This is a genomic window from Sanguibacter suaedae (genome assembly GCF_016342785.1).
Taxonomy (GTDB): Bacteria; Actinomycetota; Actinomycetes; order Actinomycetales; family Cellulomonadaceae; genus Sanguibacter; species Sanguibacter suaedae.
Map to the genome: position 1 here is coordinate 56,719 of NZ_JAEINH010000009.1, position 25,495 is coordinate 82,213.

The 25,495-nt window shown below is 72.7% G+C and carries 29 protein-coding genes; 16 read left to right on the forward strand and 13 right to left on the reverse strand.

The features are described 5' to 3' along the window. The first annotated feature begins 46 nt into the window (after positions 1-46). Together JAV76_RS11480 and JAV76_RS11485 are read left to right on the forward strand one after the other, a co-directional pair. The gene (locus JAV76_RS11480; protein ID WP_198734201.1) at positions 47-754 is read left to right on the forward strand and encodes an AAA family ATPase; all 708 of its coding nucleotides are present in this window, start codon (positions 47-49) and stop codon (positions 752-754) included. Beyond that, complete coding sequence (locus tag JAV76_RS11485; RefSeq protein WP_198734202.1) at positions 751-1,134, forward strand: hypothetical protein; 384 nt, start codon at positions 751-753, stop codon at positions 1,132-1,134. The genes JAV76_RS11480 and JAV76_RS11485 overlap by 4 nt, the downstream gene beginning before the upstream one ends. Here the strand turns inward: JAV76_RS11485 and JAV76_RS11490 are convergent. Next, positions 1,073-1,495, reverse strand: coding sequence for a hypothetical protein (locus JAV76_RS11490; protein WP_198734203.1), 423 nt, complete (start codon positions 1,493-1,495; stop codon positions 1,073-1,075). The genes JAV76_RS11485 and JAV76_RS11490 overlap by 62 nt on opposite strands. A gap of 113 nt (positions 1,496-1,608) precedes the next feature. Here JAV76_RS11490 and JAV76_RS11495 point away from each other — a divergent pair, with 113 nt between their 5' ends. The 4 genes from JAV76_RS11495 (at position 1,609) to JAV76_RS11510 (ending at position 3,541) form a co-directional block, all read left to right on the forward strand. Continuing rightward, positions 1,609-1,902, forward strand: coding sequence for a hypothetical protein (locus JAV76_RS11495; protein ID WP_198734204.1), 294 nt, complete (start codon positions 1,609-1,611; stop codon positions 1,900-1,902). Positions 1,903-2,044: 142 nt separating this feature from the next. Further along, the gene (locus JAV76_RS11500) at positions 2,045-2,896 is read left to right on the forward strand and encodes a CPBP family intramembrane glutamic endopeptidase (protein ID WP_198734205.1); all 852 of its coding nucleotides are present in this window, start codon (positions 2,045-2,047) and stop codon (positions 2,894-2,896) included. A gap of 23 nt (positions 2,897-2,919) precedes the next feature. Then, positions 2,920-3,114, forward strand: a complete 195-nt coding sequence (locus JAV76_RS11505; protein WP_198734206.1) for a helix-turn-helix transcriptional regulator — start codon at positions 2,920-2,922, stop codon at positions 3,112-3,114. Beyond that, positions 3,101-3,541: a hypothetical protein gene (locus JAV76_RS11510; protein ID WP_198734207.1), complete on the forward strand. Its 441-nt coding sequence runs from the start codon at positions 3,101-3,103 to the stop codon at positions 3,539-3,541. Before JAV76_RS11505 ends, JAV76_RS11510 begins: the two co-directional genes overlap by 14 nt. Before the next feature lies 1 nt (position 3,542). Here JAV76_RS11510 and JAV76_RS11515 read toward each other — a convergent pair whose 3' ends face one another. Continuing rightward, positions 3,543-4,139: a TetR/AcrR family transcriptional regulator gene (locus JAV76_RS11515; protein WP_307844176.1), complete on the reverse strand. Its 597-nt coding sequence runs from the start codon at positions 4,137-4,139 to the stop codon at positions 3,543-3,545. A 70-nt stretch (positions 4,140-4,209) separates the two neighbouring features. Here JAV76_RS11515 and JAV76_RS11520 point away from each other — a divergent pair, with 70 nt between their 5' ends. Then, entirely contained in the window at positions 4,210-4,812 is a 603-nt protein-coding gene (locus JAV76_RS11520; RefSeq protein WP_372403535.1) for a hypothetical protein, read from the forward strand. 9 nt (positions 4,813-4,821) lie between these two features. On the opposite strand, the gene JAV76_RS11525 is transcribed toward JAV76_RS11520, so the two are convergent. Genes JAV76_RS11525 through JAV76_RS11540 form a run of 4 tightly spaced genes read right to left on the reverse strand, consistent with a single transcriptional unit; the run spans position 4,822 to position 8,874 of the window. Further along, the gene (locus JAV76_RS11525) at positions 4,822-6,579 is read right to left on the reverse strand and encodes a choice-of-anchor G family protein (RefSeq protein ID WP_198734208.1); all 1,758 of its coding nucleotides are present in this window, start codon (positions 6,577-6,579) and stop codon (positions 4,822-4,824) included. Then, on the reverse strand, positions 6,576-7,505 hold the full coding sequence (locus tag JAV76_RS11530) for a hypothetical protein (protein WP_198734209.1): 930 nt from the start codon (positions 7,503-7,505) through the stop codon (positions 6,576-6,578). Before JAV76_RS11530 ends, JAV76_RS11525 begins: the two co-directional genes overlap by 4 nt. Positions 7,506-7,558: 53 nt before the next feature. Further along, positions 7,559-8,173 carry a signal peptidase I gene (locus tag JAV76_RS11535; protein WP_198734210.1) on the reverse strand — a complete coding sequence of 205 codons (615 nt, stop codon included), beginning with the start codon at positions 8,171-8,173 and terminating at the stop codon, positions 7,559-7,561. Then, a complete protein-coding gene (locus tag JAV76_RS11540) occupies positions 8,170-8,874 on the reverse strand; it encodes a SipW-dependent-type signal peptide-containing protein (RefSeq protein ID WP_198734211.1) in 705 nt (234 codons plus the stop codon). Before JAV76_RS11540 ends, JAV76_RS11535 begins: the two co-directional genes overlap by 4 nt. 186 nt (positions 8,875-9,060) lie before the next feature. On the opposite strand from JAV76_RS11540, the gene glsA reads away from it, so the two are divergent. After that, the gene (gene glsA, locus JAV76_RS11545) at positions 9,061-10,047 is read left to right on the forward strand and encodes a glutaminase A (RefSeq protein WP_307844177.1); all 987 of its coding nucleotides are present in this window, start codon (positions 9,061-9,063) and stop codon (positions 10,045-10,047) included. A 21-nt stretch (positions 10,048-10,068) separates the two neighbouring features. On the opposite strand, the gene JAV76_RS11550 is transcribed toward glsA, so the two are convergent. Beyond that, positions 10,069-11,598 carry an MFS transporter gene (locus JAV76_RS11550; protein WP_198734212.1) on the reverse strand — a complete coding sequence of 510 codons (1,530 nt, stop codon included), beginning with the start codon at positions 11,596-11,598 and terminating at the stop codon, positions 10,069-10,071. A 114-nt stretch (positions 11,599-11,712) separates the two neighbouring features. Here JAV76_RS11550 and JAV76_RS15270 point away from each other — a divergent pair, with 114 nt between their 5' ends. From JAV76_RS15270 to JAV76_RS11565, 3 genes are all read left to right on the forward strand, one after another. Further along, positions 11,713-12,267 carry a TetR/AcrR family transcriptional regulator gene (locus tag JAV76_RS15270; RefSeq protein ID WP_307844178.1) on the forward strand — a complete coding sequence of 185 codons (555 nt, stop codon included), beginning with the start codon at positions 11,713-11,715 and terminating at the stop codon, positions 12,265-12,267. A gap of 90 nt (positions 12,268-12,357) precedes the next feature. Beyond that, positions 12,358-13,989 carry a methyl-accepting chemotaxis protein gene (locus tag JAV76_RS11560; protein ID WP_198734213.1) on the forward strand — a complete coding sequence of 544 codons (1,632 nt, stop codon included), beginning with the start codon at positions 12,358-12,360 and terminating at the stop codon, positions 13,987-13,989. Between the two features lie 27 nt (positions 13,990-14,016). Next, a complete protein-coding gene (locus JAV76_RS11565; protein WP_198734214.1) occupies positions 14,017-14,274 on the forward strand; it encodes a hypothetical protein in 258 nt (85 codons plus the stop codon). An 18-nt stretch (positions 14,275-14,292) separates the two neighbouring features. On the opposite strand, the gene JAV76_RS11570 is transcribed toward JAV76_RS11565, so the two are convergent. The 3 genes from JAV76_RS11570 to JAV76_RS11580 form a co-directional block, all read right to left on the reverse strand. After that, entirely contained in the window at positions 14,293-14,763 is a 471-nt protein-coding gene (locus JAV76_RS11570) for a GNAT family N-acetyltransferase (RefSeq protein WP_307844179.1), read from the reverse strand. 56 nt (positions 14,764-14,819) lie between these two features. After that, positions 14,820-15,362: a hypothetical protein gene (locus JAV76_RS11575; protein ID WP_372403539.1), complete on the reverse strand. Its 543-nt coding sequence runs from the start codon at positions 15,360-15,362 to the stop codon at positions 14,820-14,822. Between the two features lie 269 nt (positions 15,363-15,631). Beyond that, positions 15,632-16,000, reverse strand: coding sequence for a hypothetical protein (locus JAV76_RS11580; RefSeq protein ID WP_198734216.1), 369 nt, complete (start codon positions 15,998-16,000; stop codon positions 15,632-15,634). Between the two features lie 108 nt (positions 16,001-16,108). On the opposite strand from JAV76_RS11580, the gene JAV76_RS11585 reads away from it, so the two are divergent. Beyond that, complete coding sequence (locus JAV76_RS11585) at positions 16,109-16,615, forward strand: VOC family protein (RefSeq protein ID WP_230402209.1); 507 nt, start codon at positions 16,109-16,111, stop codon at positions 16,613-16,615. An 86-nt stretch (positions 16,616-16,701) separates the two neighbouring features. Next, positions 16,702-17,478, forward strand: a complete 777-nt coding sequence (locus tag JAV76_RS11590) for a MerR family transcriptional regulator (RefSeq protein ID WP_230402226.1) — start codon at positions 16,702-16,704, stop codon at positions 17,476-17,478. 32 nt (positions 17,479-17,510) lie between these two features. Here the strand turns inward: JAV76_RS11590 and JAV76_RS11595 are convergent, their stop codons facing one another. The 3 genes from JAV76_RS11595 to JAV76_RS11605 all read right to left on the reverse strand — a co-directional run bounded on the left by JAV76_RS11595 (position 17,511) and on the right by JAV76_RS11605 (position 20,593). After that, positions 17,511-18,170, reverse strand: a complete 660-nt coding sequence (locus JAV76_RS11595) for an XdhC family protein (RefSeq protein ID WP_307844181.1) — start codon at positions 18,168-18,170, stop codon at positions 17,511-17,513. A 95-nt stretch (positions 18,171-18,265) separates the two neighbouring features. After that, positions 18,266-19,165: an alpha/beta hydrolase gene (locus JAV76_RS11600; RefSeq protein WP_198734219.1), complete on the reverse strand. Its 900-nt coding sequence runs from the start codon at positions 19,163-19,165 to the stop codon at positions 18,266-18,268. Positions 19,166-19,201: 36 nt separating this feature from the next. Further along, entirely contained in the window at positions 19,202-20,593 is a 1,392-nt protein-coding gene (locus JAV76_RS11605; RefSeq protein WP_198734220.1) for a hypothetical protein, read from the reverse strand. A gap of 209 nt (positions 20,594-20,802) precedes the next feature. On the opposite strand from JAV76_RS11605, the gene JAV76_RS11610 reads away from it, so the two are divergent. The 3 genes from JAV76_RS11610 to JAV76_RS11620 all read left to right on the forward strand — a co-directional run bounded on the left by JAV76_RS11610 (position 20,803) and on the right by JAV76_RS11620 (position 25,327). Then, complete coding sequence (locus tag JAV76_RS11610) at positions 20,803-21,348, forward strand: hypothetical protein (RefSeq protein ID WP_198734221.1); 546 nt, start codon at positions 20,803-20,805, stop codon at positions 21,346-21,348. A 151-nt stretch (positions 21,349-21,499) separates the two neighbouring features. Beyond that, positions 21,500-22,417: an alpha/beta hydrolase family protein gene (locus JAV76_RS11615; protein ID WP_230402210.1), complete on the forward strand. Its 918-nt coding sequence runs from the start codon at positions 21,500-21,502 to the stop codon at positions 22,415-22,417. Between the two features lie 123 nt (positions 22,418-22,540). Then, complete coding sequence (locus JAV76_RS11620; RefSeq protein ID WP_198734222.1) at positions 22,541-25,327, forward strand: ATP-binding protein; 2,787 nt, start codon at positions 22,541-22,543, stop codon at positions 25,325-25,327. Positions 25,328-25,495 lie beyond the last annotated feature (168 nt).

A 25,495-nucleotide genomic window follows, 5' to 3' on the forward strand; every position in this document is an offset into this window, starting at 1 on the left:
AGCCGTGAATCGCGCATATCGCCGGAGCCGCGCGAGACTGGGTGGCATGCCGAAGCCCCTGTCCGTGCGTCGCGTCGAGGTGCACCCGCACGCACCTGCGGACATGGACCGGTGGCCTGCCGTGCTGCCCCCGGTCCGCCAGGTCCTGCTCGAGGGGCTCGATCTCGGGGCGGTCACCGTGATCACGGGGGAGAACGGCACCGGGAAGTCGACCCTCGTCGAGGCGATCGCCATCGCCTTCGGGATGAACGCGGAGGGCGGGTCCACCGGGGCGATGCACGCGTCACGCGCGTCGGAGTCGACGCTCGCCGAGCACCTGCTGCTCGTCCGCGGGGCGGGAGCGCTGAAGAAGGGGTTCTTCTTCCGTGCGGAGACCATGCACGGCTTCTACACGTACCTCGAGAGCGTGGGCATCGGCAGCCCTCTGCACGAACGCAGCCACGGCGAGTCGTTCCTCGACCTCGTCGGCGAGCGCCACCGGCTCCACGGCTTGTGGATCCTCGACGAGCCCGAGTCGGCGTTGTCCCTCACGGGTTGCCTCGCACTCCTCGGCCTGCTGCGCGACCAGGTCGATGGCGGCTCCCAGGTGATCATCTCCACCCACTCGCCGATCCTCGCGGCCTTCCCGGGAGCAGACCTCCTCGAGGTGGGCGACTGGGGGATCCGCCGGTCGGAGTACGACGACCTCGACCTGGTGCGCGGGTGGCGCGGTTTTCTCGACGCCCCGCAGCGGTACGTCCGGGAGCTCGGGTGAAGGGCGGCGCGGGCCGGTGGGTCCTCGGCTCGGTCCACGGCCTCGCGGCGGTCGCCGCCGTCGTGGTGAGCCTCCTCATGGTCCCGTACACCGCGTTGGCGTTCCTCGGCGTGCTCGCGGACGACAGGTGCGCGGAGATCCTCGACGGAGCATCGTCCGCCGGTCGTGGCGGGCCGTCGTCGTGGATCCCGGTCACGTGGGACTGCGCGGCGTCCGACGGTGCGTCGAGGCATGTGGCGGACTGGTCCACCACCGCCGGTCTCTACGTCCCCGTGCTCGTCATCATGGTGTGCGCCGCATACCTGGCGTTCCTCGTCATCACCTACGGGACGCGGCGACGCGACGACGAACCCGACCAGGGAACCCTCTTCGACGAGTGACCACGGCCCAGGCCGCCGCGCCGACCGTGACCGCCACCGCAGCGCCGAGCATCGCGACCGACAGCCGGTCGAGGACGAAGAGCTCGTGGTGCGTCACCACGTCGCCGCCCCATCGGCAGACGAGGCTCCCGGGGAACGTGACGTCCGCCGCCAATGGAGTCGCGTCCGGCTCGACCCCCGGCAACGAGCCGTCGTCGGCCAGCCCGACGCAAGCCATCCACGGCCCGTCGGGGAAGAGGACCCCAGTACCGTCCCCAGCGAGGAGGCCACGCACGATCGCTCCCCAGACGAGCCCGCTCACGGCCGCGATGACGAGAGCGAATCGTCCCAGCCGCAGCCCGACGTCTGGGTCCGTCTCCATCCGGCCACGATACGTACATCGCCGCGCCGGTGCGGGGCGCTAGCGTGGTCGGGTCGTCGAGATCCGGGGAGGGTGTTGTGGGGCGCACGGTGCGGGAGACGGTGCTCTGCATCGTGGGTGAACTGCTCGTCGCGGCGATCGGGGCGGCACTCCTGGCGCATCGGGACGCCGCCTGTGTCGTCGACGCGATGCACCCCGCGGCTCAGGCCGACCCGCCCTATGACCAGGAGATGACGTTCTTCCCGCTGCGGTGGACGTGCACGTGGACCGGTGTGGGTGGGAGTCCCACGACGACCTTCGTCGATCCGCTTGCGTCGGCAGCCTTCTACGGTGGGCTGGCGCTCGCGGTCGGGGCGACCGTCGTTCTCGTGCTCCACCTCGTGATCGCGCGGGCTGCCGTCGCCTGACGTCCGCACCGGCCACTGGACATGGGGGTCGTGACTCGGCCTCGCACCGAGACCCGATGTCAAGGCCGCTTGACACGATCGGGATGGTCAAGCATGCTTGACATCAGTCAAGCTCCCTTGACATCCCGACCGAGGAGTCCCCGTGAACGACCTGCTCTCCCACCTCCAGTCCCTCGCCCCCCACCCGGCCGTCGTGGTCACCCTGGTGGTCGCGGTCGTCGGGCTCGTCATCTACGAGCCCGTCTCCGGGCGTCGCAGCCACGCGCGGTTCGTCGCCGAGGAGGCCGTCCACGGCGAGTCGGCCCGGCTGCGCTTCTACCGGTCGTGGACGCTCCAGGGCTGCGCGTCGGCCGTCGCCGCGATCCTCCTCGTCCTCGCCCTGCCAGGCGTCGGCCTCGGGGACATCGGCTTCCGGGTCCCCGACGTCGCAGGCCTGGACCGGTTCGGGATCACCGGTGGCTCGACGTCGACGGCCACGCTCGCCGGCATGCTCACCGGGCTGCTCATCGCCATCGTCGGCGTCGTCGTCATCGGAAAGCTCAACGCCCGCAAGGCCGCCGGCAAGCCGGCCAAGGAACCCCAGGGTCAGATGAAGGCCATCCTCCCGATGCTGCCCCGCACCTCCGCGGGCCGACGCGGCTGGGCGATGCTCTCCCTGAGCGCCGGTGTCACCGAGGAGATCACCTACCGCGGGCTCATCCTCCTCACCCTCGCCGTCGCGCTCCCCGACACCACGCCCCGCGCGGCGCTCATCGTCGTCGCCGCGGTCCTCTTCGGGGTCGCCCACTGGTACCAGGGGTGGACCGGGATCCTCACCACCGGGTTCGTCGGTGGTGTCATGGCCGGCCTCTACCTCTCGACCGGTAGCCTCCTCATCGTCATGGTCCTCCACACGCTCATCGACCTGCGTGCGCTGCTCATCCCCGTCCCGGCGGCCACCACGGACGAGGGCACCCACGACGACCCGGCCGGGCGCACGCCCGCCACCGCGTGACCGACGGACGGAGAGGAGTCGCCATGCTCAACGACGTCCGCGCCCTCCGCGAGGCCGCAGGCCTGTCCCAGGCCGCGCTCGGCACCGCCCTCGGGGTGTCCCGCCAGACCGTGAACTCCATCGAGACGGGCAAGTACGACCCGTCGCTCCCGCTCGCCATCACCATCGCCCGCCACTTCGGGACCACCGTCGAGGAGATCTTCCATGTCGAGGACTGACCGTTCCCCCAGGCGCATCGCACTCGGGCTCGCCGCCGGCGGGCTCGCCGCCATCGTCTTCACCGTGAGCCTGTGGCTCCTGCTCCACTCCCAGGACTCGTCCTCCGCCCGGTCCATGGGCAACGGTGTGCTCGTCGGCGGAGCCGCGGGTTTCGTCGCGGCGGTCGTCGGAGTGTGGCGCGCCTACCGTCGCCGTGACTCCTCGACCACCGCCGACCGGGTGTTCGCCCGCGAGGCCGACGAGCGCGACCTCACCGTGTGGCGCTCCGCGACGTCGGCCGTGGGGATCGCCGCGCTGCCCCTCACCGCGACCGCCGCCGTCGTGCTCCAGCTCGGTGTCCCCGTCGCCGCGGTGATGGCCGTCCTGCTGATCTCCGAGCTGCTCGTGCTCGTCGGCGCGTTCCTCGTCGCCGACCGGCGCCTCTGACTCAGACGCCGTCCGCGTCCTGCGCGATGCGGGCGATCTCCGCGCGGACGATGTCCAGCGCCCACCCGGGGTCGTCCGACGCCGGGCGCACGAGCAGGTGGATCGCCAGCCCGTCGACCACCGCGTGCAGGCGTCGCGCGTCCTGCACGGTCCGGTCGTCGCGGGTGCGGCCGGTGAGCATCTCGACCACCCGCACGCACCCCTCGCCCAGCTGCTCGTAGGCCTCGGTGCGGATCCGCTCCAGGCCCGGGAGGGCCGGTGCCTCGGCGATGAGCGCGATGTTCACCTCGAGCTCCGCGCGGCTGTCCGGCTCGAGGGGCAGCAGGTGCCGCAGGACGGCCAGCGCGTACTCCTCGGGGTCGTCCAGCGGGGGAGTGGCGACGATGCGCTCGGTCGCCCGCTGCATCATGAGCTCGGCGGAGAACTCGAGGAGCTCGGTGCGCGTGGGGAACACGTGGCGCAACGACCCCACCACGACGCCGGCCTCCTGCGCGACGGTCCGTACCGACACGGCTCCGATGCCGCGGTCGAGGACCACGCGCCACACGGCCTCCGCCAGCTGGGCCTTGCGCTCGTCGCGGTTCATCGTCCTGGGCACCTCCCGACGCTAGCACGGTCGTGCTAGCGTGACGCTCTCAAGCACAGTCGTACTAGAACCGGGAGCGTCCGTGGACCCCATCGTCATGATCATCGTCGCGTGCGAGATCGGCTTCTGGGTCCTCATCGCCCTCGGCCTCGTCGCCCGCTACCCCCTGCGCCGCCGCCGCACCGGCCTCACCCTCCTCGCGCTCACGCCCGTCGTCGACCTCGTGCTCCTCGCCACCACCGTCGTCGACCTCCGCGGCGGCGCCACCGCCGGGACCCCCCACGCGCTCGCCGCCGTCTACCTCGGGCTCTCCGTCGCCTACGGCCACGCCATGATCCGCTGGGCCGACGTCCGGTTCGCCCACCGCTTCGCCGACGGCCCGGCCCCCGAGAGGCTCCACGGCATGCGTTATGCCGCCAAGTGCTGGAAAGACGTCGTCCGCACCGCACTCGCCGTGGGGATCGCGGCCGGCATCATCCAGGTCCTCGTGCTCCTCGTCGACGACGCCGCCCGCACGGAGGCCCTCACGCAGATCTACCCGGTGCTCGGCATCGTCGCTGCAGCCGACCTCCTCTGGGCCGCCAGCTACACGGTGTGGCCCAAGACGCCCAAGACTCCCAAGGCTCCCGAGGCACGTGAGGACCGCTCGCTGCGCACCCCGCGGGACGAGACAGCGGCGCACTGACCGTGCGAGTCAGTAGGGGGCGGTCGACGGCCCCACCGTAGAGCGTGCGAACGTCGCGTACGCGAAGCCGTTCGCTGGTGCGAGCGAGTCGAAGAGCCCGAGCCGCAGCGCCGCGACGCTGTACGCAGGGCTCGTCCACGGTGGGGCACCGGGGTCGAACGTCGACCCCGGTGGGGCCCCGGGCCGGTCCGGTTGGACATTGACCCGCAGGGACACCACCGACGGCAGGGCGGAGACCACGGACCCCAGGGCTGTCACCAACGACGTCCTGGTGGTGGCGAGCGTTGTGCCCAGCGCGGTCACCCTGGCGCTCAGCTGCGTGGTGAGCGTCCCGGCGACGGACGTGATGATGCTGGTCCGGAGGAGCGTCGTGAGCGCGGTGACGTCGATCCCGACGAGGCCGCCGAGCACCGAGGCGGTGACTGTCGCCTGCGTGGTGCCGTTGAGGACGTTGGCGAGGCTGCTCGAGAAGGACACGTTGAGGCGCAGGACGTTCCCCAGGTTGAGGAGGTTGGTGAGCGTCACCTCCTGGTTCACGGTGACGGTCGCCGCCCCGATCGCGGCGGTGAGGGCCGTGGTCACCTGGGCGGTCCATGCGGTGAGCAGCGCCCGCACACGGTCGCCGATGCCGTTCAGGAGGGCGGCGTCGAGGACCACCTCGTGGTTGGGAGGCAGGTCGTTGAGACCACGAGCGCCGTCCCCGAGGAGCGTCGCGAGGTTCACGCGCACGATGCCCGACGCGAGGTCGACGGTGACCCCACCGTCGGAGAGCGGCGTGGTGAGCAGACCGCCGAGGGCCGCCGAGAGGTTGAGGTTGGTGACCGTCACGGTGCCCGTCACCGTGCCGATCCGGAGGAGGTTGGTCACCCCGGCCAGGATGGAGCTGCGGATGGCCTGGCTGATGAGCCCGTTGGTCCCGGCGAGCGTCGGGACCGCGGAGTTCAGGGCGTTCACGGTGCTCGACACGCTCGAGGTCAGCGAACGGACGAGCGGGCTGGCGACCTCGAGGTCGAGCCCGGCGATGCCGTAGGACCGGGTGACCCCGGTGACCGACCCGTCGCCCCACACCGAGCTGCGCAGCGCACCGCACCAGTCGAGCGACGCGGACGACCCGACGGCGCCGACGGCGAGGCGCGCGTCGCTGACGTTCGCCACGGCGGGCAGCACCCCCGAGAGGCTCACCCTCGCCCGGCCGGGGAGCGTCGCAGGCGGGGTGTCGCCCGAGACGAGGACGCCTCCGGTGTTGCTGACCAGACCTGACGCGGCGACGGACCGCCCGGTGGACGTCACCTGGGTGTACTGGTTGGCGGGTCCCGCGGACCCGACCGGCAGCCCGACGGACAGCCCGGTGAGGTCGAGGCCCGCGATGCCGCCGAGCGCAGACACGGCGAGCGGGTTGCCGAAGGTGTCGAGCGTCGGGTCGCCGTCGTTCACCCCGAGGTTCACGGCGTTGGTGGGCGTCGGGGCGGCCGCTGCGGCCCCGGGTCGCACGAGGTTCATGCCGCGCAGCGACGCGAGCGCGTCGAGGTTGGTCCGCAGGAGCGACCCGCTGAGGAACCGTGCGTCGGAGCGTGTCACGTACCTGGCGTCGGCGCCGCACACCAGTGAGCCCGTCCCCACCTGCCCGTGGACCGTCTCGGTGTCCGTCCACGACGCGACCGTGGGCACGGCCCGGAGGGCGCCGACGGCGAGCATGACGGTCGCCAGGACCACCGCGAGGACCGCGGTCAGTGCGGCGCGACGCTCCGCCCCGGGCAGCGCGCTCATGCCGTCGCTCCCGAGGGGCGGCGGCCGCCGGCGAGGAGCAGCAGGCCTCCGCCGAGCACGACGAGCGCCGCGGCCCGCACCAGGCCGGCGACATCCGTGCCGGTCGTCGCCAGGCGGCCGGGTGGTGCGTCGGCGCGGGGTGCCGGGACCCAGCCCTGACCGTCGGGCACGGACGGAGCCTCCGGCGGCCCGGGGGTGCCTGCGCCGCCCCAGCCGTCAGGGTCCGGGCCGTCGGTACCGGGGTCTCCGGTACCGGGGTCTCCGGTACCGTCACCGGGGTCAGGGTCGGTCGGGCCCGGTGACGGGGGCGTCGTCGGGCCGGGCGTCTCCGTGGGGGGCGGCGTGCCGCCGGGCAGGATGTCGTCCGCCTCGGCGGTGATCCCGATGCCCAGGGCGCCGGTGAGTCCCATGAGGCTCTGGTCGGCGCGCGCCTCGGGTGAGTCGTCGAGCGCGACGGTCACGAGCAGGTGGATCGGTTCCTGCTCGCCGCGGTCGGGGAGCAGGTACACGGGGCTGGAGTCCGCGAGGTCGTCGCTCGGTTCTGCGACGACCACCTCCGCCCCCGCCCCGGCGCAGAGAGGAGCATCGGGGATTCCCGTCCACTCCGTGCTGCACCGCTCGACCGTGGTCGTGACCCCGCGGGGCGAGGTCATGAGCGTCCCGTCCTTGCGGAGCTCCAGCGAGAACGCGGCTCCTTCCACGCCGACCACCCAGGCGTCGACCTCCCAGTACGCCGGGCGGCCTGGTGCGATCGCGTCCAGTGGCGCCTGCGACCAGTCGGACCGGACCATCAGGTCGGGCTCGACCGCCGCCGGGGTGACAGCCCCGGGCAGGGCGCTCGCCTGCGCGGCGCTCACCGCCCCCGCGACCACGAGGACGGGCCCGACGAGGAGGCACACCGTGCGGGCGTGGCGTCGCGTCCTCATGGGTCCTCCTCTCCGGTCGGTCGTGGTGGTGCCGCCCGCTCTCGCGGGACGGCTCAGCGGTGCGCGACGGCCGACCGGGCGGTCTGCGCGTCGTCGGTGGTGGTCGGGGTCTCAGGTGCGGCCCGCCCCTCGTCCGGTGCGTCGGGCTCCTCGCGGGCAGGCCACAGCATCCATACCGTGAGGAGGGCGACGAGGACCGTCACCACGAGGAGCGTCGTCGGCTGGGCGAGGACCGTCACCGCGTACCCGACGTACGGCACACCACCGACGATCTTCTCCGCGTCCCGCACCACGTACGGGTCACGGTCGTCGATCGCGTTGGCGTCACCCCGCAGCACCAGCTGCCGTGCTGCGGGGTCCGACGCCACCGGGGCCACGTCCACGACCCGGTGGGTGACCGGCAGGCCGCCCTGCGCGCGCGGCACGGTCACGACGTCGCCGACCTCGATGTCCTCCGCGGACACCGGGACCGAGACCGCAGCCGCACCCGTGGGGTACGTCGGGGCCATCGACCCGGTCTTGAAGAGGACCAGCGACCACCCGAACGCGAGCGAGCACGCGAACCAGACGATCGACAGGGCCCCGACGACGCTCGCGACGGTGAGGCAGCGCTGACGGGCGCGGGCCGCGCGTCCCGCGCGGTCGCCCCGGCGTGACGCTCGGGTCACTCGGAGACCGACGGGAAGTTCCACGCGGGAGCGGCGCTCCGGCCCTGGAGCTCGGCCAGCGGGAACCCGGTGGGCAACGTCGGCGCGTCGGGCAGGGTGATCTCGAAGCAGAAGTACGCCGTGTTCCCGCTGTCGGCGTCGAGCTCGACGACGTCCGAGGCCCCGGCGGTGGCCAGCGGGCCGTCGGCGACGATGGTGACAGCAGCACCGGTGAACGTCGTCGCGTCGCACGTGAACGTCGTCGTGCCGTCCCCCTCGAGCACGGCCACCCGCAGGTCCAGCGCACCCCAGAGGGCCTGGTCCGCGTCGGTCACCGCGATGCCGTCCGCGGGGACGGCCGGGTCGAGGGACAGGGTGCCGGCGATCGAGTCGTCGATGGTGCGCAGCGCGACCGGTGCGTAGACCGAGTCGCCGGGGGTGAGGCTCAGGGCGGAGAGCCCGAAGGTCATCGCCTGGCCCGGGTTCGCCTCGGCCTGCGTGAAGCCGGCCTCCGTGAACGGGGCGTCGACGTTCTGCTCCACCTCGAAGACGGACGTCCCGATGCCGGGCCCGTCCCCGGCCGCGTTCCCACCGAACACCCACTCGGTGTCCGTCCACGCGGCGAGCGTCACGGTCGCCCCGAGACCGAGGACCGCACCTCCCGCGAGAAGTGCCTTGAGCTTGGGGCTCCGTGCGGTCTTGGTCATCTGCGATGCGGTCATGCTCTTCTCCCCCTGCGACGGCCAGGGGGAAGTCATGGACGAGCGCGCGACCGGCACCCTCGCCGGTCGATCGCGTCCCCCCGGATCCGCGATCTGCGGGACGAGGTTAGGCAGGTGCATGAGAGGGACATAAGCCTTCGGGCCGGGTGAGATCGCAGCACGCCGCCATGACCTGCGGTGTCGTCGGTGATCTCACCCCACCTTCACCCACCGCGCGCCCGCACGGTCGCGCTGATTCACGGGGGATGGACCCCCGACACGTACGACCTCGACGCCCTGCGCACCGACATGCTCGCCGTGCGCGACGGCGAGGTCGACGACTCCATCCCCGAGCTCGAGGCCGCCGACCCGGACGTGTGCGGCATCGCCGTCGTCGACCACGACGGTGCCCTGCGTTCCACCGCCGACGCGGACGTCGAGTTCTCCGTCCAGTCCGCCGTGAAGCCCTTCGTGTACGCCCTGGCGCTCGCGGACATGGGTGAGGAGGTCCTGGACCGGGTGGGGACGGAGCCGACGGGGGAGCCGTTCGACGCCGTGGTCCTGGAGAGCAGCACGGGCCGCCCGGCGAACCCCATGGTCAACGCGGGCGCCCTGCTCACCGCGAGCCTCGTGGACGGGGCGGCGCCCGACGCGCGCATCGAGCGCATCATGGCGGGGTTGTCGGCCTTCGCGGGCAAGGAGCTCACGGTCGACGAGGCGGTGAGCCACTCGGAGCGCATGCTCGGTGACCGGAACCGGGCGCTCGGTCACCTCATGCGCTCGGCGGGCACGCTCCACGTGCCCGTCGAGGACGCCATCACGGTGTACGCGCGGGCGTGCTCCGTGCTCGTGAGCGCGGAGACCCTCGCGCTCATGGGGGCGACGCTCGCCTTCGGCGGCCGCAACCCGGTGACGGGGGAGCAGGTGGTGAGCGCGGAGGTGGTGACCACGGTCCTCAGCGTCATGGTGACCTGCGGCATGTACGACGGGTCGGGTCGGTGGTTGCGCCGAGTGGGGCTCCCCGCGAAGTCGGGCGTCGCCGGCGGGCTGGTGGCTGCGGCACCGGGGGTCGCGGGGATCGGCGTGTACAGCCCGCCGTTGGACCCCGTGGGGAACTCGGTGCGCGGGGTGCTGGCGTGCGAGCGGTTCTCGGACGACCTCGGGCTGCACGTCTTCGCCGTCGGCCGGGACTGACGCCCCGGCCGAGGGGAGGACCTAGCGGGCGTCGCGGAGGGTGCGGAACGCGACGCCTGCGGCGACGAGCATGAGCGCGACGCCGACGCTCGACGTGACGACCACCCCGGAGTCGAACGCGTGGCGGGCGGACTCGAGGAGCGCGTCGCCCGTGGCGGCGGGCAGGCCCGTGGCGACCTCGCTCGCCCCGCCCAGGGTCTGCCCCGCGGAGTACGCGTCGTCGGCGGGCAGGCCGTCGGGCACCACCACGCTGCCACGGTAGGACGCGGTGAGGATGCTCCCGAGGACGGCCGTGCCGAGGACCGCACCGAGCTCGTAGGCGGTCTCGGAGATGGCCGACGCGGCGCCCGCCTTGGTGGGTGGCACGCTCGACAGGATGAGGTCGTTGGAGATGGTCTCGGCCGCGCCCACCCCGGCGCCGAGCATCGCGAACGCGACGAGGAGCGCCACGTCGGACCCGGCGTCGCCGGTGGTGAGGACCACGACGTACCCGGAGGCGTTGAGGAGCAGGCCGCCGACCACCACCTGGCGCGGCGTGAAGCGCCGGACCAGGCGCACCGCGGCGAGCCCGGCGGCGATGGTGACGACGAGCCCGGGCAGCAGGACGAACCCGGCCTGCATGGGCCCGCGGCCGCTCACGAGCTGGAGGTGCTGGGAGATGAAGAAGAGGAACCCGACCAGTGAGAACACGCTGAGGAGGTTCGCGGAGACGGCCCCGCTGAAGACCGGGTTGGTGAAGAGCCGCACGTCGAGCATGGGGACGGGGCGACGCAGCTGGCGGCGGACGAACGTGGTGCCTGCGGCGAGCCCGACGAGGACCGCCGCGACCGCGGTGACGGTCACGCCGGACTCGGCGGCGGCCTTGATGCCGTAGACGACGGGCACCATGGTGGCGAGGGACAGGACGATGCTCGTGGGGTCGAGCGGGCCGGGGGCGGGGTCCTTGGACTCGGGCACGAGCAGCGGGCCGGCCACGAGGAGCGGGACGAGCACGGGCACGGCGAGGAGGAACACCGAGCCCCACCAGAAGTGCTCGAGGAGGTACCCGCCGACGATGGGGCCGAGCGCCGCACCGCCGGAGAAGCCCGACGCCCAGATGGCGATGGCCGTCCGCCGCTCGACGGGGTCGGTGAAGATGTTCCGCAGCAGGGACAACGACGCGGGCATGAGCATCGCGCCGAAGAACCCGAGCCCGGCGCGCGCCGCGATCAGGGTCTCGGCGGTGGGGGCGAAGGCCGCGACGGCGGAGACGGCCGCGAAGCCGACGCTGCCGACGAGCAGGAGACGGCGGCGGCCGATGCGGTCGCCGAGGCTGCCCATGGGGACGAGCAGTCCTGCGAGGACCAGCGGGTACACGTCGACGATCCACAGCAGCTGGGTGCCGCCGGGGCGCAGGGACTCGGAGATCGCGGGGATCGCGAAGCTCAGCACCGTGTTGTCGACGGCCACGAGGAGCACCGGGAGCATGAGGACCGCGAGGGCGGCCCACCTGCGGGCGGGGCTGGTGGTGGGGGCGGTCGTTTCCGTGGGTGCGGGACGGAGGGTGGTCATGTGGTGCTCCGGGGTGCTGTGTCGAGAGGCATCTCGGGTGGCGGTCCGGTGTGCCGGCCGACCGCCGACTATACCGTCCAGCCGGTACAGTCGTCGAGGGCTAGGGTGTGACCTGTGTCAGCCAGGGACCAGGTGCTCGACGCCTACGAGCAGCTCTTGATCACCGACGGCGAACGGGCCGCCACCATGGACGCGGTGGCAGCCCTCGCAGGCGTGTCCAAGGGCGGGCTGCTCTACCACTTCAAGAGCAAGGACGCCCTCGTCGGAGGCCTCGTCGCCCGGCTCGAAGCCCTCGCCGACGAGGACATGGCCGCCATGCGGGAAGCACCCCAGGGGGCCTCCGCCTACTATGTGGGCGGCTCCGCGTACCTCGGCACCCCCTTCGACCGGGCCCTCGTCGCCACCGCCCGCCTCGTCCAGGACGCCAACCCCCAGGCCCGCGAGGCCATGCAACGCATCCAGGACACCTGGCACGAGATCATCCTCGCCGAGGTCGGCGACCGCCCCATCGCCCGCGCCATCGTGCTCCTCGGTGACGGCCTCTACTACAACGCGGCGCTCGCGGGCGGCCCCTGGGGCGAGGCCATGACGACCACCACCCAGGCCGACCTCGAGTCCCTCCTCGACGTCGTCGCCCTCCTCAAGCAGCAGGCCGCGGCCCGCGCGTAGGCCTCGTCGAGCCGGTCGTCCTAGCAGGACCGAGGGATCTTCACCCGGGACCTTCCTCAGGGCAGCGAGGCCACGGTCGATCTGGGCGCCATGAGGACGAGCGCAACGAAGCGCCTTCGAGGCGGGTTCAACGACCAGAGCGTGCTGACGCGCGTGGCGGCGATCGTGCTCGTCCTCATGCTGGGGCTGCTGATCGTCACGGCCACAGCCCTCCAGGGCGCGCACAGGATCGCCTCCCTCCGGGCCGAGGTGGACGCTGCGGTGCAGGTCCAGACCGAGGTGGAGGCCGGCCGGTACGGCATGCTCTGGGCTGCCGACTACCTCGCCATCATGGCCTGGGCGTCCAGGGTCGACGGCGGGGCCGAGGCCGCCGCTGTCGACGGTGACAACATCGCCGGGTACCAGCAGGGCATCACCGCCTTCGAGGACTCGGTCCTCGCCCTCGACCCGGCGTCCCTCAACGCGGACGGGGCTGCGGCCCACGCCGAGATCGTCGCGGCCTGGCAGGCGTACGCCGACGCCGACCAGCGGATCTTCGCCTCCTGGCGGGCCGGTGACCTCGACGACGGCGACGCCATCTGGGTGGGGGACCGCTGGGACGCGTACTTCATCGTGTCCGGCGCGCTCGACGACCTCCGCGACGCCGCACAGGCTCAGGTCGTCGACCTCAAGGCCCAGGTCGACGCCGCGGAGTCCCGGAACCGTCTCGTGACGGTCGCGGTGACCGTCGCAGCCCTCGTCGCCGGTGCGGCGCTCGCGTGGGTCGTCGCCCGGGGCATCGTCCGTCGACTGCACGCGGTGCGTGACGCGCTGCGCGGCCTCGCCGACGGTGACCTCACGGTCCGGGTGGACGTCGACTCCGCGGACGAGACGGGCCAGATGGGCGACGCCCTCAACGAGGCCACGACGAGGGTGTCGGCGCTGGTGCGCGACATCTCGACGACCACCACCACCTTGGCGGGGGCGAGCAAGGAGCTCGAGGCGGTCGCAGCATCCGTCGCCGAGGCGTCGGAACGGGCGATGCGCCAGGCCGCGGAGGTCACGGCAGCGGCGTCGGGCGTCTCCTCGAACGTCGTGACGGTCGCGGCGGGGTCGCACGAGATGGAGACGTCGATCCGGGAGATCTCCCGGAACGCGAACCAGGCGGCGGAGGTCGCTGCGACGGCCGTCCTCGCTGCGGAACGCACGGACGTGACGGTCGTCAGCCTCGCGACGTCCAGCGTCGAGATCGGCAACGTGGTGCGCCTCATCACGTCGATCGCCGACCAGACCAACCTGCTGGCCCTGAACGCCACCATCGAGGCGGCCCGCGCCGGTGAGGCGGGACGCGGGTTCTCCGTCGTCGCCGGTGAGGTGAAGGAGCTGGCGCAGGAGACGTCGCGGGCGACGGAGGAGATCGCCCGACGGGTCGACGCCATCCAGTCGGACTCGCGGGGCGCTGCGGACGCCATCCGGGAGATCGGGCAGATCGTGGCGTCGATCAACGACTACCAGATGTCCATCGCGTCGGCCGTCGAGGAGCAGACGGCGACGACCAACGAGTCCGGCCGGAACATCACGGAGGCGGCGGACGGGTCCGAACGGATCGCGTCCCACATCTCCGGCGTCGCCGAGTCGACGAACGAGGTCGCGGCCGGCATCGCGCAGGCGGGCGAGAACATCCAGGGTCTCGCGTCCCTCGCCCAGGAGCTCAGCTCCCAGGTCGCGCGGTTCAGGTACTGAGGGACATATCGGGCCTAGGCTTGGCGCATGGTCACCACGGTCGTGCTCTCCGTCCTTCTCGCGCTCGTCGGCCTCGCGGCGGGGACCTTCTCCGTCCACGCGGCGCGGACCCGCCGGTTCGCGCTGCGCGCGGTCGCGGCCCTCACTCTCGTCGGCCCGGTGCTCGTCGTGAGCGCGATGGACGCGTCCGTCTGGGTGATCGCCGCGTGGATCGTCGGTGTCATGGTGGGGTTCGTCGCGTGCGACGCGATCCTCGACCGGGTGGGCGTCCGCGACCCTGCGTGAACGGCGCGGCTCCGGGCGTCAGAGGTCCTTCGCGTACCAGCGGTCGGAGTACGGTTCGTCGTTGAACGCGGGGACCTGCGTGAAGCCTCGACGTTCGTAGAGCGTGCAGGCCTCGACGAGCTCCGCGCGGGTGTCGAGGCGGACAGCGCGGGGCCCGCGAGTCCGCACGATCGTCTCGATCTCGGCCAGCAGACCCGAACCGACGCCACGTCCCCTCCATGAAGGCTGGGTGTAGACCTTCGTCAGCTCGGCGATGTCGTCGACGAACCGGGCACCGGCGCATCCCACAGGCTGCCCGCCGTCGAGGGCGACGAGGAAGATACCCGTCGTCCCCGCGAGGTCGTCGTACGGCTCGTCACGCAGCGCTTGGTCGACCTCGTCCGATGACGCCGGCCGACCGTAGTAGCGGGACGCGACCTCCGACATGTAATCACGCACGATCCGGTCGGCAGCAGGAGCTCCGGGACGGACGACCTCGATGATTGGCACAGGTCGTGACACTACGGTCGCAGGGCGGTCCGATGCTGTGAAGCCCTCGTCGGCGATCACCAGGCCGAGCGCACCTGGAGGATCGGGAGTCCCCAGTCGCTGCAGATCTTCTGGAAGGCGGGCGTGAACACGTTGTCGCTGCGTCCGTCGAAGCTCGGGCCCTCGTCGGCAGGCAGGAGGTCGTCGTCCTCTCGCCGATTCCACCAGGCCAGGCAGCGGCCGTACTCCGTCTTCGACCGGAACGAGATCCCCAAGGGCAGCGAGCCATCCTCGAGTGTGAGTTCGCGGACGTGCTGCGCGATGAGTGTGGTCGCCGGGCGGTTCTCGCTCGTGGCGATGCTCGAGGTCAGGAGTCCGACCCCGAGCGTCCGTAGATCTGCGGCGAGCGCGTCGTTGAGGGCATTCAGGGTGTCTGGGTGGTCGATCTGCACCCACCATCCCTCGAGAGGCATGCGGATGTGGAGCAACGAGCGCGAGGCTTGCCAGTCGCCCGAGACGGCCCACGGGGGATCGATGTCATTGCTCAGCGCATCGGCGGTGATGTCGTGCAGGTACTGATCAACGTCTTGCCCGGCGGCTTGGGCGTCCGCAGCCTGCATCTCCCTGCTCATACGGAAGCCTTGAAGGACCTCGGCGAAGCAGCACTCGGGCGAGTCGCCGAAGTAGACCGTGCGACCTAACGTGTCGAATCTGCCCCGAGACTCGTTCACATCGGGTGGAAGGCGGCCTACGTGCCTGTTCACGAGCGATGACAAAGGGCCCGAGCGCAGCGTGTAGCGGTCCTTCGCGACCCGGTAGGCAAGCTCTCCGGTGGCCGGTATCAAGCGGACGCCTGTCGTGGAGCAGGTATGTCCTACCGGTGTATCTATCACGCCGGGTTGTCGTTCACGAACGCCTCGGCGGCGCCCAGCACGTCGATGGTTCGGAGCTCCCGGATGCAGGTGACGGGTGTCTGCTCTTCCAGGCGCGGGTTGGCGCCCACCATCCACGCGAGGGCGACGTGGCGTCCCTCGGCGTCGCTCAGGGTCCTCCACACCCGGTAGCCGAGGCGGAGGCGGTCCAGCTTCTCGGGGCCGGGCCGGGTGCCCTCGACCCATTTCTTCGGAAGAGATCGCGACCCGGCTCCCGACATCGCGGCGACGACCGAGGCGCCGAGCGCGTCGATGAGCGTCTGCACGAGATCCGGCACGTCCATGCGGATCGCGTCGGCGTGGGTAGTGACAGTTCTCGAGGCCATGCCACCACTATGCGCCCTGGTGATCCCAGGTTCAACCTAGATGAAACATGCATTAGACACATCGTGGCGACTTGACCCTGACGCGGCGTCAGGGAGGAAGCTCCTGTCATGACCAAGTACGAGATGAACACTGCCATGAGCCCCGTGCCCGTCCCTGCGCTCGACGCCACGCCCCCGGACGTCTTCCGAGGTGTGTACGGAATGCCGATGTTCGCCACCCTGCCCACCTCCGACCTGGCGGCCTCGGTCGACTTCTGGACCCGGGGTCTGGGGTTCATCGACCTCTTCTCGATCCCCGGGCGCCTCACACACCTGCGCCGCTGGGCCTTCCAGGACGCTTTGCTGGTACCCGGCGAACAGCACGCGACTGCTCCCACGAGCGGCTTGAGCTTCGCGTGCGTCCTGACCCAGATCGACGAGGTCCGTGCGGCCTGCGAGGACCTCCTCCCCGGCTGCACGTCCGGACCTCGCACCATGCCGTGGAACTCCGTGGAGCTGCAGATCATCACTCCGGAGAGGACCCGAGTGACGATGACCGCGGCCCGTCCCCTGGAACCTGGGAGTCTCGAGGAGCAGAACCTTCTGGACATGGGCATCGAGGTGCCCCGGGGATGACCATCCTGCCTGTCGCTGCCGTGTCCCGCGCTGCTGACACACTGGTCGCTGTGACGAGAGCGGCGACCGACAAGACCCATCGGGGCATGACGATCGGCGAGGTTGCGTCCTCTGTGGGTGTGAGCGTGCGGACCTTGCACCACTGGGACGCGATCGACCTCGTCCGCCCGAGCGAGCGCACGCCCAGCGGCTACCGTTCGTACACACCGGCGGACGTCGCGCGCATCCACCGCGTGCTGATCTACCGGGAGCTCGGTCTGCCGTTGGGCGAGATCGCGAAGATCCTGTCCGCCCCCTTGATCGATGCGACGGGTTCATTGCGTCAGCAGCGTGCCCAGCTCCTCCAACGTATCGGCCGACTGCAGTCGATGGTCGGCTCCGTCGACCGCATGATCGAGGCGACCTCGTCAGGGATCCTCATGTCCCCGGAGGAGCAGAGCGAAGCCTTCGGTCCCGGGTGGGATCCCGGATGGGTGAGCGAAGCCCAGGAGCGGTGGGGGCAGAGCCCCCAGTGGCTCGAGTACGCCGAGCACGCCGCGCACCGCAGAGGCGAGGACTGGCAGGAGGTCGCGTCGGCCACCAAGGCTCTCGAGCAGGATCTGGCTGTCGCCAAGCGTGAGGCGATCCCGCCCGGAAGCGCCGCGGCGAACATCTTGGCGGAGCGACACCGGGCCTCCATGGCTTCCTACTTCGACTGCACGCACGCGATGCATGTCTGCCTGGGGCGCATGTACGTCTCAGAGCCGAGATTCAATGCCCACTACGAAGCCCTCGAGCCCGGCCTGGCGCAGTGGGTGAGTGACGTCATCGACGCCAACGCCCGGCACCACGGTCTCGACCCCGCGACCGCTACCTGGGAATGACGCCGGGGCGGTGATGGCCTGCGTACGGAGAGTCAGTCCGTCTGGTCGCGGTGCACGGGCCCGTCGAGGGCGCGCAGGGGGAGGCCTGAGGCGCCGGAGCGGACGGCGATGATCTCGGCGAGGATCGCGACGGCCGTCTCCTGCGGGGTGGTGCCGCCGAGGTCGAGGCCGATGGGGGAGTGCAGGTGCGCGAGGACCTCGTCGTCGAGGCCCGACTCCTGCAGGGTGAGCACACGGGAGTCGTGCGTGGCTCGTGACCCCAGTGCGCCGACGTAGGCGAGGGGCAGCTGCAGGGCGGTGATGAGCAGCGGCACGTCGTACCTCGGGTCGTGCGAGAGGGCGCACACGGCGGTGCGCTCGTCGAGCAGGCCCTGCTCGTCCTGCATCGCCAGGTACGAGTGTGGCCACGCGACCACCACGTCGCGCGCGCCCGGGAACCGCTCCGGGTCCGCGAGCTCAGGGCTGGCGTCCACGACGGTCACGGGCCACCCGAGCAGCGCCGCCGCCTCCGTGAGCGCCGCACCCAGGTCGGTCGCCCCGCACACCACGAGCCGCGGGGGCGGACGGTGCGTCTCCCAGAGGGCCTCGAGGCCCTCGTCGAGACCCGCGTCGAGCTCAGGTCCGGGCGCGACGTCCTGCGGCAGGTCGTCGGGGAGCGGAGCGCCCTGCGCGTCCGTGGAGTCGTCCTTCACACGCACACCATGCCACCCGGCCGCGCTCACGCCCACCCCTGACCGCACCGACACGCCCAACCTCACCGTCCAAAGGTCGGTGAGGAGGCTCCTGGTCAGCCGGCAGAACGATCCGGGCCGCGCACCGCGACGCCGAGGTGCTCGGAGAGGAACTCCACCACCACACCCCACCCGAACGCCACCGGTCGTCCGGGCACGTCAGCCCCGGGTCGCCACATCGTCGCCCCACCGGTGGCATCGCCCGCGGCCCCGTCGGCGCCGACGGACCCGTCGAGGACGTCCGCCCACGGGCCGTGCCCCACCCCTGGCAGGGTCACCAGCCGCACGTCCGCCCCCACGGCCCCGAGGGCGTCGGCGAAGGTCGTGCTCTGCGCGTACGGGACGCTCTCGTCGCGCGTTCCGTGGACGAGGAGGACGGGCGGTGCGCCTGCCGCCGCGTAGGTGATCGGGCTCGCGGCGCGCGCCGCGTCGGGCACCTCCGGGAGGGTGCCCCCGAGGAGGCGCGACTCGCACGACCCCGGGTCGTCGTGCCCCGGCGTCGAGACGCCGACCAGGCCGGGGAGCATCTGGGAGTCCATGGCGAGGAGGTCCGTCGGGGGGTACAGGGCGACCACGGCGTCGGTCCGCTCACCGGGAGGCAGGGCGAGGCCCGCCAGGCACGCAGCCCAGCCGCCCGACGAGTCGCCCATGCTCGCCACGCGCGTCGCGTCGATCCCGTACCGCGTCGCGTGCTCGCGCAGGTGCCGCATGGCCGCCGCCATGTCGTCGAGCTGGCGCGGGAACACGCCGCGGTGGCTCGGGCTGACGTCCACGCCTGCGACCGCGAACCCGTGCAGCCCCAGGTGGCGGGCGACGACGTCGGCACCCCGGCGGGCGTCGTCCTCCTGCCAGCCGGACCCCCGCGTCCACACCACCACGGGCCACGGGCCCGGCCCGTCGGGCACGTGGAGGTCCAGCAGCAGACCGTCACCGAAGGGGGCACCGAGGAGATCCATGCCCCCAGCGTGCCACCCGGGGCGCAGGCCCCGCCGCTACGACGCGAGCGGGTTGACGCCCAGCTCCGCGAAGACCGCCCATGCCGTGGCACCGGTGTGCAGGGACGCGTAGATGGTCTCGCCGTACCCGTCGTCGAGGCCGTCCGACGACGCCGCGGGCACGCCCCGCCCGTCGGCGGCGCTCCCCGTCGTCTGCGCCGTCCAGATGCTCGCCCGGAGCGTCGCCGCCCGCTCGGCGTCGCCCGGCGCGCCGCGCGACACGAGCGCGGTCGCCAGCTGGCAGGTGCCCTCGACCCACACCTTCTGCTGCGTCGTGAAGAACACGCGCGGCCCGGTCACGGCGCCGTCGGTGGTCACGAGGTTGTCCCACGCCCAGTCCACCGACGCGCTGTGCGCGGTCTCGCCCAGGGCGAGCCACGACCAGCTCTGCACGTCCTCGAAGATGGGCCACGTGTTGGGGGTGGTCCCGTCGTCGAGGGTGCCGACGTGGAAGTGCGTCCCCGCCCACATGGACCGGACGAACCTCCGGGCCGACTCCGACGCCGCCGCCCAGCGGGCGTCGCCCGTGACGGACGCGAGCCGCCCGAAGAACGCCACGCAGTCGATGTTGTGCTCCGTGGAGCGCCACCCGATCTTCGCGCCGCCCGCGGTCCACCCGCCGGCGAACCCGCCGACGCCCCGCGTGTCGTACGTCGAGCCCAGGAGGAGCTCCGCGGTCCGCAGCGCGGCGGTGAGATAGCGGGCGTCGCCCGTGCGCTGGTGCAGCGCGACGAGCGCGAGCCCCACCCACGCCTGGTTCCCCGTCATGGTCGCCGCGTTCGCGACGTCCGCGCCACGCGACCCCACGGCGGGCGACGACATGTACGACGAGCGCACCCGTCCGTCCCCGGCGACGTCGGCCGACTGCACGGCGACGAGGACGTCGCCCACGCGTGCCGCACGCGCCACGTCGGCCTCGGTGCCGCGTGCGAGGTACGCAAGGACCACGAGCGCGCAGTCGTACACGAACGCCACGTCGTACCCGATGGACCCGAGGAAACCGCTCGTGTAGCTGCGCGGCAGGAATCCCTCCGTGCCCGGCGCGAGCGAGACCCGCTCGTCGAGGAAGGCGAACGCGGCGGCCAGGTTCGCGGTGAAGTCCGCGGATGCGGGGACCTCGGGGACGGGTACGGGTTCCGGGGCAGGTGCCGGTTCCGGCGCGACGGGCTTGCCCTTGCCACCACCCGGCTTCTTCGGGGCGGCACCCGCCCCGAGCGCCGTGCCCGCGACGACGAACGGCACGACGGCCGCGATCCCCGCAGCCCTGAGCACCGCTCGGCGGGGCACGCCCTGCGTGCCGTGGGCCCGCAGCAGCCCGCTGCCGCCCGCCGCGGAGCCCCCGCCCGTTGCTGTGGTCGCGCCCGCAACCGTGGGTCCCCGTCCGTCCATGGTGGGTCCTCCGATCGTCCTGATCCTGATGTGCTCCTGGCCCCGCGTCCTGACGCCTCCACCGAGAGTCGCACGGCCACGCCCGGCGGTCTCGCTCAGGAGCGGGTGAGACCCCGGGGCGCGGACGAAGTCCACCCGCCCGGGCGGGTGGACCTCGTCCGGTTCCTCCCTCGCTGACCGGTGTGGGTGCCCTCTGGGACCCTCGGACCATGAGCATCGAGGAGTCCGGGACGAGCGTCCTGCCCCTGTGGGTCGAGTGGGTGTCGGCGCTCGCGCCGTTCGCCACCCTCGTCTCGGCGGTCATCGCCGGGACCATCGCGGTCCTCAGCCTCGCTCAACGCCGCCGGGCCGACGCGAAGGCCGAGTGGTGGCGCCGGTTCGAGTGGGCGGCCGACCACGTCCTCGACGACGACCCGCACGGCCAGGAGGTGGGTGTGGGCACGCTGCTCCTCCTCGCGCGCAGCGACCTTGCCCACGCCGAGGAGCTCGAGCTCGCCGACGCCACCTGGGGCGCGCTCCTCGACGAGGCCGCACCGACCGGCGGCCGACCCGCGGGCGACGCGCCCCGACACCGCACGACGGGCGAGGGCGACCAGCTCACCGCGCAGTCCGCACCCGGAGTCGCCGTCGTCACCCGTGCCCAGGTCCGGGCCGCGCGGGCGCGGCTCGAGATCGCACCCAGGCTGGGAACGACGCCCGCGCCGTGGGTGCGCGACGTCGCGGGCGCCACGGACCCCGGCCTGCCCGGCCGCTGACCCGCCCGGCGCTGCGCACCCACGCCCCCACGTACCCCCACCCGGTGCGTACCGGTGTGCCCGGTATGCACCACTGGTAGTTCCACCGATGCGTCACCCCACGGGGCGCGTTGAGAATCGGAGCACCAACGCCGATCCGACGGAGGACCCCATGTCACCCACCACCCACAGCGCACCGCGCACAGCGCCCGGCACCCGACCGGGCCTCGCCGCACGCATGCTCGGCGTCCTCGCCGCGTGCGTCGGCCTCGTCGGGGCGACCCTCGCGGGCGCACCCGCCCAGGCCGCCGACAACCCGTACGAGCGCGGCGGTGACCCGACCACCGCGAGCATCGAGGCCTACCGCGGCTCGTTCACCGTGTCCACCACCCGCGTCTCGTCCCTCGTCCGGGGCTTCAGCGGCGGCACCGTCTACTACCCGAACGACACCAGCCAGGGCACGTTCGGCGCCGTCGTCATCGCCCCCGGGTACACCGCCAGCCAGTCGAGCATGGCGTGGATGGGCGAGCGCATCGCCTCCCAGGGCTTCGTGGTCATGACCATCGACACGAACTCCCGCTACGACCAGCCCGCCAGCCGCGGCGACCAGCTCCTCGCCGCCGTCGACTACCTCACCACCAGCAGCGACACGGCCGTCCGCAGCCGCATCGACCCGACGCGCACCGCCGTCGTCGGCCACTCCATGGGCGGTGGCGGCACCCTCGAGGCGTCCGTCGACCGGCCCAGCCTCAAGGCCGCCGTGGCCCTCACCCCGTGGAACCTCACCAAGCGCTGGTCGCGCGACACCGTGCCCACCCTCGTCGTCGGCGCCGAGAATGACACCGTCGCGTCCGTGCGCTCGCACGCCATCCCCATCTACAACGGTCTCCCCGCATCCCCGGGCAAGGCCTACCTCGAGCTGAACGGCGCGAGCCACCTCGCACCCAACTACTCCAACACCACCATCGCCAAGTACACGATCTCCTGGCTCAAGCGGTACGTCGACGACGACACCCGGTACACCCAGTTCCTCGTCCCCGGACCGACGAACGACCGCAACGTCTCCGACTGGCGCAGCTCCGGCCTCTGACACCACCCCGAGCGTCCGCGACGCCCGGCACCGCACCCTCACGGGTCACGGTGCCGGGCGTCGTCGCTGCTCCCCGACGTGCAGGTGCAGCGCCCGCCGGGAGCGCCGCATACTCGTGGGGCCATGACACACGACGCAGCGGTCACGACCGCCATCCGGGGTCGCGACGCCGAGGTCGCCGCCCTCGAGCACCACGTGCTGAGGGCCACCCACGCCGACGGTGCCGCCCTGCGGGTGGTCGGCGACCGGGGCGCGGGCGCCTCGCTCCTCCTCGCTCATGCCCGGGACGTCGCCCGGACCGCGGGCGCGCGGGTGCTCTCCGCCGCGGGCGTGGAGGCCGAGCAGGACGTTCCCTTCGCGGCGCTCCACCAGCTCGTGGTGCCGCTCCTCACCGACGTCGGCCCCCTCTCCGCGGTGCAGGCGGCCGCCGTCCGCACCGCGCTCGAGGACGGCACCGGGACACCGTCATTCGCGCTCCGCGCAGCCGTCCGCACCCTCCTCGTGCACGCCGCCACCGAGCAGCCCCTCGTCTGCGTCGTCGACAGCATCCACCACCTCGACGACGCCTCCGCGCTGGTGCTGGGCTTCTGCGCCCGACGCCTCCAGGGCACCCGGGCCGTGATGGTCCTCGCCACCCGTGCCACGGCCTCCCCGCACACCCCCGGCCCAGACCCGTTCGACGACGTCCCGACCCTCCACCTCGGACCCCTCGACCGCGCCGCGGCCAGGCAGATCGTCGCGGACACCACCCGCGGCGCGGCGCCCGACGCGCTCGCCGACGACCTCCACGACGCGTCGGGCGGGATCCCCGGCGACCTCGTGGCGCTCTGCGCGACGCTCACGCCGGCGGAGCTCGCCGGGCACGCCCCGGTGCCCGAGCACCTGCCGTCGCGCAGCGTCCTGCGCCGCGACAGCCGGACGCGGGCCGGGCGGTTGTCGCCGGGCGCGCGCAGCGTCCTCGCGCTCCTCGCCTGCGACCCCGACCTGGAGCGTCACGACCTCGTGGCGTGCGCGGCGACCCTCGGTGCGGGACCGCAGGACGTCGCCGAGTGCATCGACTCGGGTCTGGTGCCGTTCCGCAGCCCGCTCGAACGGTCGGCGGTGCGCTCCGAGCTGCCTGCGGAGCTGCGGTCGGCCGCGCACGCCGTCGTCGCGGACCGCTTGGAGAGAGCCGGTGACCCCAGGCACGCGTGGCACCGTGCGCGGTCCGGCGCCAGGGTCTCCACGGCTGACCTCGTCGCGGCCGCGGAGACCGCGTCGCGTCGCGGCGCGCACGGGTGGGCGGCACTCACGCTCGAGGAGGCCGCCGGGCACAGCGCCGACGCGTCGGACCGGTCCCGCCTGCTGGTGTCCGCGGCCACCGCCGCGTGGTCCGGTGGCGCGACGGGCCGGTCGCGCTCCCTGCTGCGCCGCGCCGCGTCGGTCCCCGGGACGGCGCCGGACGTCGCGCTCCTCCTGCGCGGGGAGACCGAGCTGCGCACCGGGTCGCCGGAGGTCGCGGCCGCCGAGCTCCTCGTCGCGTCCGACCGCCTGGCCGGCCACGACCCCACGGCGTCCGCGCGCGCCCTGGCGCTCGCCCACGAGGCCGCGTGCATCGCCGGGGACGCCGGGCTGCGGGCCGACGCGCTGCGGCGAGCCCTCGCCACGTCGCGCGAGCACGGTGCGCGACCTGGGCCCGGTGCGCTCATGACGGAGCACGTCGTAGGGCTCGAGCTCTCCCTGCGCGGGGAGCACGACGAGGCCCGCGGGTCCCTGGTGCGCGTCGTCTCCGCGGCGCGCGACGCCGACGACGCGCACGCCCGGGTGCTGGGGAGCGAGGCGGCGTTCGCGCTGGGCGACGGGCGCACCGCCTACGACCTCGCCGACGGGGCCGCGGCGGACGCCGAGGCGAACGGTGACCGTGCCGTCCTCGCCTGGTCCATGGTCTACCGGTCGATGGCGGCCCTCCTCCTGGGCCGGCACGCCCGGGCCGTCGCCAGCTCGCTCGACGGCCTCGCCCACGCGCAGGAGGACGGACGGCACAACACGGCCGTCGACCACCTGACGATCCTCGCTCTGCTGTCCGCCGTGGACGGCGACCGGGAGTCGGCGGCCGTGCGCGTCACGGCGGCGGCGGACGCGATCGCCCGACGTGGGCTGGAGCGCCCGCGGACCCTCGCGGGGTGGGCGCAGGCCTGCACGGACCTCGCGGTCGACCGCCACTCGGACGCGCTCGACCGGTTCCGCCTCATGGCCGTCGGCGGCCGGGCCCACCCTGCGCTGCGACTCATGGCCGTGCCGCATCTCGTGGAGGCCGCTGTCCGAGGCGGCGAGCGCGAGCGGGCCGTGCGCGCGGTGCACATCTACGACCAGTGGGCGGACGGGACCCAGGACGTCGCCCGACGAGCGCTCTCGCACAGGTGCCACGCGCTGCTCGCCACCGATCCCGCAGCGGTGCGCGAGCACTTCACGCACGCGATGGAGCTGCACGAGACGAGCGGTGTCGAGCTCGACCTGGCGCGCACCGAGCTCCTCTACGCGTCGTTCCTGCGGCGCTCCCGCCAGCCGGGGGCGGCCCGCCGGTACCTGCGGGAGGCGCTCATGATCTACGAGGCCCACGGATCGGACTTCTGGGCGGACCGGGTGCGCGCGGAGCTGCGGGCGGCCGGTGGTACGCCGGACGGGCCGGTGCCCGACGGGGTGGTGGGACGGGTGAGCGCCCCCGTCGGGTCGGAGCACGGGCCGGAGGGTGCCCAGACGCTCACCGCGCAGCAGAGGCGCATCGCGGAGCTCGCCGCGGCCGGGGCGACGAACAAGGAGATCGCGGACCACCTGGTGGTGAGCCCGCGGACCGTGGAGCACCATCTGCGGAACGTCTTCAGCCGGCTGGGCATCCGCTCGCGCGTGGAGATCGCACGGTACCTGGACTGAGACGGTCGAGGCCAACGAGGATCTGGGCATGAAAAACGGCGCGCACCGCAGGGGGGTGGGTACGCGCCGTTGAGAACTAGTCTGCAGGTTCACATACTCAGAGTCAAACGTCGGGTAGGGGAGATTCTGTGAAGCCGCCCGGGTGCGCGTCATCACCTGGTTTGGGAG